Source organism: Methylobacterium sp. B1, assembly GCF_000333255.1.
Taxonomy (GTDB): Bacteria; Pseudomonadota; Alphaproteobacteria; order Rhizobiales; family Beijerinckiaceae; genus Methylobacterium; species Methylobacterium fujisawaense.
Map to the genome: position 1 here is coordinate 1 of NZ_BACT01000193.1, position 5,771 is coordinate 5,771.

The window sequence follows — 5,771 nt, forward strand, 5'->3', positions numbered from 1 at the left end:
GAGCAGCGTGCCGCCATTGGCCTCCTCGAACCGGCCGATCCGTCGGGCGACCGCCCCCGTGAACGCCCCCTTCTCGTGGCCGAACAGCTCGGATTCGAGCAGCGCCTCGGGGATCGCCGCGCAGTTCACCGACACGAAGGGCTTGCCCGCCCGGTTGGACTTCTGGTGGACGTGGCGGGCCAGCACCTCCTTGCCGGTGCCGCTCTCGCCGGTGATCAGCACCGAGGCTTCGGAGCGCGCGACCTGCTCGGCGAGCTTGACCACCCGCTCCATGGACGGGTCGCGCCAGACGAAGGCCGCGCGATCCGTGGCGACCGCCTCCAGCACCGCGGCGATCATCTCCGGGTCGGGGGGGAGGGGGATGTACTCCTTGGCGCCGGCCCGGATCGCCGCCACGGCGGCCGACGCGTCCGCCGACACGCCGCAGGCGACCACGGGCGTGCGGATCCGCTCCGCCTCCAGGGCGGTGACGAGCTCGCGGATCGGCAGCCCGACATCGATCATGATCAGGTCGGCGCCCCGGGCGCGCAGGACGTTGAGGCCCTGCGGCACGGCATCGGCCTGCGTCACCGACGCGCCGCGCTGCATGCAAATCTTCGAGGCGGTGATCAGCTCGCCATTGAGCCGCCCGATCATCAGGAGCCGCATGGTTCGTCCCTCTCAAACATCCTGGCGCGGGTTACGCGCCGAACTGGCCTGCGGCCGTCGCCGGCGCCCGGGCCACATTCTCGGTCGCCCGGGTCATTCACCCTTGACGATCTCGGTCATCGTCACACCGAGCCGATCCTCCACGAGGACGACCTCGCCGCGGGCGACCAGCCGGTTGTTGACGAACACGTCGATCGCCTCGCCGACCTTCCGGTCGAGTTCGAGCACCGCCCCGGGCGCCAGCCGCAGCAGGTCGCCGATCGGCATCCGGGCTGAGCCCAGAACCGCCGAGACCATGACGGGCACGTCGAAGAGCTGCTCCAGGTCGGCGGCGGTCTTCGGGGTGGTGGGCGCGTCGCGGATCGAGCCCGCCGCGTAGTCGGTGTCGTGCTCGCCGAGCTGGGGCAGGCTGAAATCGTCGGACATCAGGATCTCCTCACAGGCTCGTCGGCAGGCCGAGGGCGTCCAGCACCGCCGCCTCGATGCGGGCGCGCTCGCGGACGATGCCGCCGTCCGCCCACTCGATGCGGGCGTCGCCCGCCGCCATGTCGGGGTCGCCGAGGACGACGAGGCGGCCCTCGTAGCCGCGCTCGCGGGCGAGGCGCTTCACCAGGGTCTCGACCTCCTCGACGAGGCTGTCGTGCACCCGCACCACCAAGTGCGGCACGCCGCGCAGATGTTGGAGCGCCGTCCGGGCCGCCTCGCCGATGCCGGCGAGCGGGGCGGCATCGAGGGCGTCGCCCGCCACCTTGCGGGCGATCAGCATGGCCACCTCGACCGCTTGCGCCTCGCGCTCGGTGTCGCGGGCGTCGGCCTGGGCGATCAGGCCCGCGGCGGCGAGCGCCAGGCGGGTCATGGCGTCGGCGAGCCGCCCCTGGACCTGCGCCTCGGCCTGGGCACGTCCCTCCTGCAGGCCGCGGGCATGCGCCTCGGCCTCAGCGCGGAGCGCGGCCTCGGCGGCGCGCTGGGCCTCGGCGCTCGGGCGGGCGCTGCGGAAATCGGTCTCGAACAGGAACGGCTTGGCGCTCCGGGCGGATTGGGCGCTCAATAGACCAGCTCCTCCTCGGCGCTATTCTTGGCGATCATGATCTCGCCCTTCTCGGCGAGGTCCTTGGCGATCTCGGTCATCTTCGCCTGGGCCTCGTCGACCTCCTTGAGCCGGACCGGCCCGAGGGCGGCCATCTCGTCGGTGAGGTTCTTGGCAGCCCGGGTCGACATCTGCTGCATGAAGAAGGCCCGGGTCCTCTCGTTGCCGCCCTTCAGGGCGCGGCACAGGGTGTCGTTGTCGACCGAGCGCATCAGCGTCTGGACGCTGCCGGGATCGAGCTTCAGCAGGTCCTCGAAGGTGAACATCAGCTCGCGGATGCGCTTGGCCGAGCCGCGGTTGGCCTGGTCCAGGGCGGCGAGGAAGCGGCCTTCCGTCTGCCGGTCGAAGGCGTTGAACACGTCGGCCATCATCTCGTGGGCGTCGCGGCGCTGGGTCTGGGCGATGGTGGAGACGAACTCGACCCGCAGGGTCTCCTCGATGTGGCGCAGCGCCTCCTTCTGCACCGTCTCCATGCGCAGCATCCGGTTGAGGCAGTCGATGGCGAAATCCTCGGGCAGGATGGTGAGCACCTTGGCGGCGTAGTCGGCCCGCACCCGCGACAGCACCACCGCCACGGTCTGCGGGTACTCGTTGCGCAGGAACGAGGCGAGGATCTCCGGGTCGACCTGGGCGATCGAGGCCCAGACGCGCTTGCCCGACGCGCCCTTGATCTCCGCCATGATCAGCGAGACCTGATCGCTCGGGAAGATCTTGAGGAGCAGCGCCTCGGTCCGCTCGAAATTCGACGAGATGCCGCCGCTGTTGCCGAGCTTCGTCACGAACTCGATGATCAGCTTCTCGACGGTCGTCGCCTCCAGCGTGCCGAGCTGGACCATCGCGGCGCTGACCTTCTTGATCTCCTCCTCTTCGAGCGCCTGCCAGATCGGCGCGCCTTCCTCCTCACCGAGCATCAGCAGGAGCGCGGCGGCGCGCTGCGGACCGGGCATCGCCGCGAACGAATCGCCGCCCGCCGTCGCCAGCGTGTTCGCCAAACCCTGTCCCGCACCTGCCGCCATCGTGTTGCCCTCGACGCCCTACGCTTCACTCTTCCTGGATCCAGGTGCGCAGCACCTCGACGGTCTCGGACGGGCTCGCCCGGACCATGTCGACCACGCGCTGGACCGTCTCGGCCTGGACCTGGCCGTTGATCTTGGCGAACTCCATCAGCCGCGCGGTCGGATTGTCGCGGTCGATGACCGTCACGGTCCCGCTCGGACCCGCAACCACGGCGTCGCCGGGAAAGCCCATGCCGGCCGCGGCCAGAGCCGGCGCCTCAGGCACCGGCGCGAGCACCTGGCGCACCAGGGGGCGGACCACCGTGAGGAGGACGATGAGGGTGAGCAGCGCCAGGACGGCGAGTTCGGCCATCCGCAGCACGTCCTCCTTGGTGGGGGCGAGCAGCGACTGGATGAGCGTGGGCTCGGTGAATTGCGGCACGCTCGGCGCCTCCGCGAAGCGCAGGTTCACCACCTCGATCTGGTCGCCGCGGGCCTTGTCGAAGCCGACCGCGCCGCGGACCAGGGCGGTGATCCGCTCGATCTCGGCGGGCGTGCGCGGGCTGTAGGTCTGCTTTCCGTCAGGCGCGGTGGCGTACACCCCGTCGAGGACGACGGCGACCGACAGGCGCTTGATCCGTCCGCCCTCGGCGATCTCGGTCTTCGTCACGCGGGAGATCTCGTAGTTCGTGGTCTCCTCGTTCTTGTTCGTCGCGTCCTTCGGCGTGGGCGCCTTGTCGCCGCCATTGGCGCCGGGCAGCTCGTTGCCGACGCTGACCTGCCCCTCGGCATTGCCGGTGACCGCCGATTCGGTGCGGGTCTGGGCGGAGCGCACGACGCGGCTCTCGGGATCGAAGGTCTCGGAGCGGCTTTCGATCCGGTTGAGGTCGAGTTCGGCGTTGACCTGGACGCGGGCCCGGCCGGTGCCGACGATCCCGGCGACCACGTCCTCGATCTGGCCGCGCAGGCGCCGTTCGAGGGCGGCCTGCCGGTCCTCGAAGCCGCTGGCGACGTCGGTCCCCGCGTCCCGGGCGCCGTCCGCCAGCAGCCGGCCGCGCTCGTCGACGATCGAGACCCGGTCGGGCTTGAGGCCTTCGACCGCGGAGGCCACGAGATGGCGGATCGCCCGAACCTGCCCGGCGTCGAGGTCGCCCATCAGCTTCAGCACGATGGCGGCGCTCGGGCTCTCCCGGTCGCGCTCGAACAGGCGGCGCTCCGGCAGGACGAGGTGGACCCGGGCCGCCTGGACCCGGCCGATCGCCCGGATCGAGCGGGCCAGCTCGCCCTCCAGGGCGCGCAGGTGATTCACGTTCTGCACGAAGTTGGTGGACGAGAACGCATCGCCCTTGTCGAAGATCTCGTAGCCGACCCCGGCCTGGGTCGGCAGCCCCTTGCCGGCCAGGTCCATGCGCAGCTTGGCGAGGTCGGGGCGGGGAGCCAGGATCGTCTGCCCGGCATCGCCCCGGGTCTCGTAGCGGATTCCGCGGCTGTCCAGCTCGCGGACCACGGAGGCCGAATCCTGCATCGACAGGTCGGAGAACAGCACGCCCATATCGGGGCGCGAGACCCGCAGGATGATGAACGCGAAGAAGCCGATGAGGGTCAGCGTCACCGCCGCCATGGCGGCGATCCGGGCCGGTCCGAACTTCGTGACGAGATCGAGGACCGGCTTCACGGGAGGATTCGCTGCACTCTAACGCTGGCGGACCCCGGCGGCCCGCTCGGCAGAAATTGCCCAGGTCGTGGTTAGCGAGGCGTTAATGCCGCGCAACCGAGGCCCAAAGGCGGGCGCCGGAACAGCACGAAGCCGCGCCCGGAGTCCGGACGCGGCTTCGTGGGTTCTCGGATTCGGGCGATCCACCCCACCGGCGCCGTCGACGTGGTCGCTGCGGGAGTGAGGCCATCGCGTCAGTCCAGGATTGCGAAGCGGAGCCCGTCATCCAGAGCCGCCGACGCGCCGGGTTTCGGCACCCTCGGTCGTGTTGGGGTTCCGGGGGCGTCTGCAGCATCCCGGAACGATGGCGCCCGACAGAGGCGTCGGATAATCAGTGGCGGTAATGCTGGATCCGCGTCGTCCGCAGGCCGGCGAGACCGTGCTGGTCGATGGAGAACTGCCAGCTGAGGAATTCCTCGGTGGTCAGCGTGTAGCGCTTGCACGCCTCCTCCAGGCTGAGAAGGCCGCCGCGCACCGCGGCCACGACCTCGGCCTTGCGCCGGATCACCCAGCGACGGGTGCTCGGGGGCGGAAGATCCGCGATCGTCAGGGGGCTGCCGTCGGGCCCGATCACGTACTTCACTCTCGGGCGGCTCGGTTCGGTCATGATACGCTCTACACTCGACTGACCTGTCGAGCATTGAAGGTACTTGCGCCCGCTTAAGAGATGTTGAAGCGAGTCACTCGGATGTGATTCGTTAAGTGCCACTTGTGGACAACCCGATGGTCTGCACGCTGGACAGCGGCACTTTCTGGGAGCCGATGATCAGCACCGGTGTCGTCCCGCTGAGATCGACCTCGTCGACGGTGCCGGTGAGGCTCGTGTCGACCGCCACGGTGGCGCCGGTGGCGTCGGTGGCCGAGACCTTGATCGAATAGTTCCCATCCGGCGCGGTCAGGCCCGCGGAGGTCTTGCCGTTCCACGTGTAGGCCTGGCTTCCGGCGGTCAGCGTCGTGCTCTGCGTGGCCACGACGTTGTTCTGGGAATCGAGGATCGAGATCACCGCCTTGGAGGCGGCCCGGGCGGGCGTCAGCGTCCAGGAGGCCGAGCCCTTGGACAGCTGCGACGCGCTTCCATCCGCCGTCACGGTCTTGCCGATGTAGCTCGTGGCCGAGGCCGAACTCGCCGATTGCGACGCGCTCAGGATGCTGTCGAGGCGGTCGTTCGATTTGAGCTGCTGCTCGACGCCGGCGAACTGGACCAGCTGCTGGGTGAACTGATTGGTGTCCATCGGATCGAGGGGGTTCTGATTCTTGAGCTGCGTGGTCAGCAGAGTCAGGAACTGCGTGAAGTTGCTGGCGATCTCGGTGGAGTTGCCGCTGCTGC

7 protein-coding genes are annotated in these 5,771 nt (G+C 69.6%); all 7 read right to left on the minus strand.

The annotated features are described in order from the left end of the window. The coding region (locus I53_RS05080) for a sigma 54-interacting transcriptional regulator (RefSeq protein ID WP_043347398.1) at window positions 1-648 on the minus strand (648 nt) is incomplete at its 3' end. A 93-nt stretch (window positions 649-741) separates the two neighbouring features. Further along, a complete protein-coding gene (gene fliN / locus I53_RS05085; protein WP_012321962.1) occupies window positions 742-1,074 on the minus strand; it encodes a flagellar motor switch protein FliN in 333 nt (110 codons plus the stop codon). A 10-nt stretch (window positions 1,075-1,084) separates the two neighbouring features. Further along, on the minus strand, window positions 1,085-1,696 hold the full coding sequence (locus tag I53_RS05090) for a FliH/SctL family protein (RefSeq protein ID WP_043347399.1): 612 nt from the start codon (window positions 1,694-1,696) through the stop codon (window positions 1,085-1,087). After that, window positions 1,693-2,751, minus strand: coding sequence for a flagellar motor switch protein FliG (locus I53_RS05095; RefSeq protein WP_043347401.1), 1,059 nt, complete (start codon window positions 2,749-2,751; stop codon window positions 1,693-1,695). Before I53_RS05095 ends, I53_RS05090 begins: the two co-directional genes overlap by 4 nt. Before the next feature lie 25 nt (window positions 2,752-2,776). Continuing rightward, the gene (fliF, locus tag I53_RS05100) at window positions 2,777-4,405 is read right to left on the minus strand and encodes a flagellar basal-body MS-ring/collar protein FliF (protein ID WP_043347402.1); all 1,629 of its coding nucleotides are present in this window, start codon (window positions 4,403-4,405) and stop codon (window positions 2,777-2,779) included. Between the two features lie 370 nt (window positions 4,406-4,775). Further along, window positions 4,776-5,051 (minus strand): DUF1153 domain-containing protein, encoded by a 276-nt coding sequence (locus tag I53_RS05105; RefSeq protein WP_007569077.1) that lies wholly within the window; start codon window positions 5,049-5,051, stop codon window positions 4,776-4,778. Window positions 5,052-5,142: 91 nt separating this feature from the next. Then, window positions 5,143-5,771: flagellar hook capping FlgD N-terminal domain-containing protein (locus tag I53_RS05110; protein WP_043347404.1), on the minus strand; the 629-nt coding region annotated here is incomplete at its 5' end.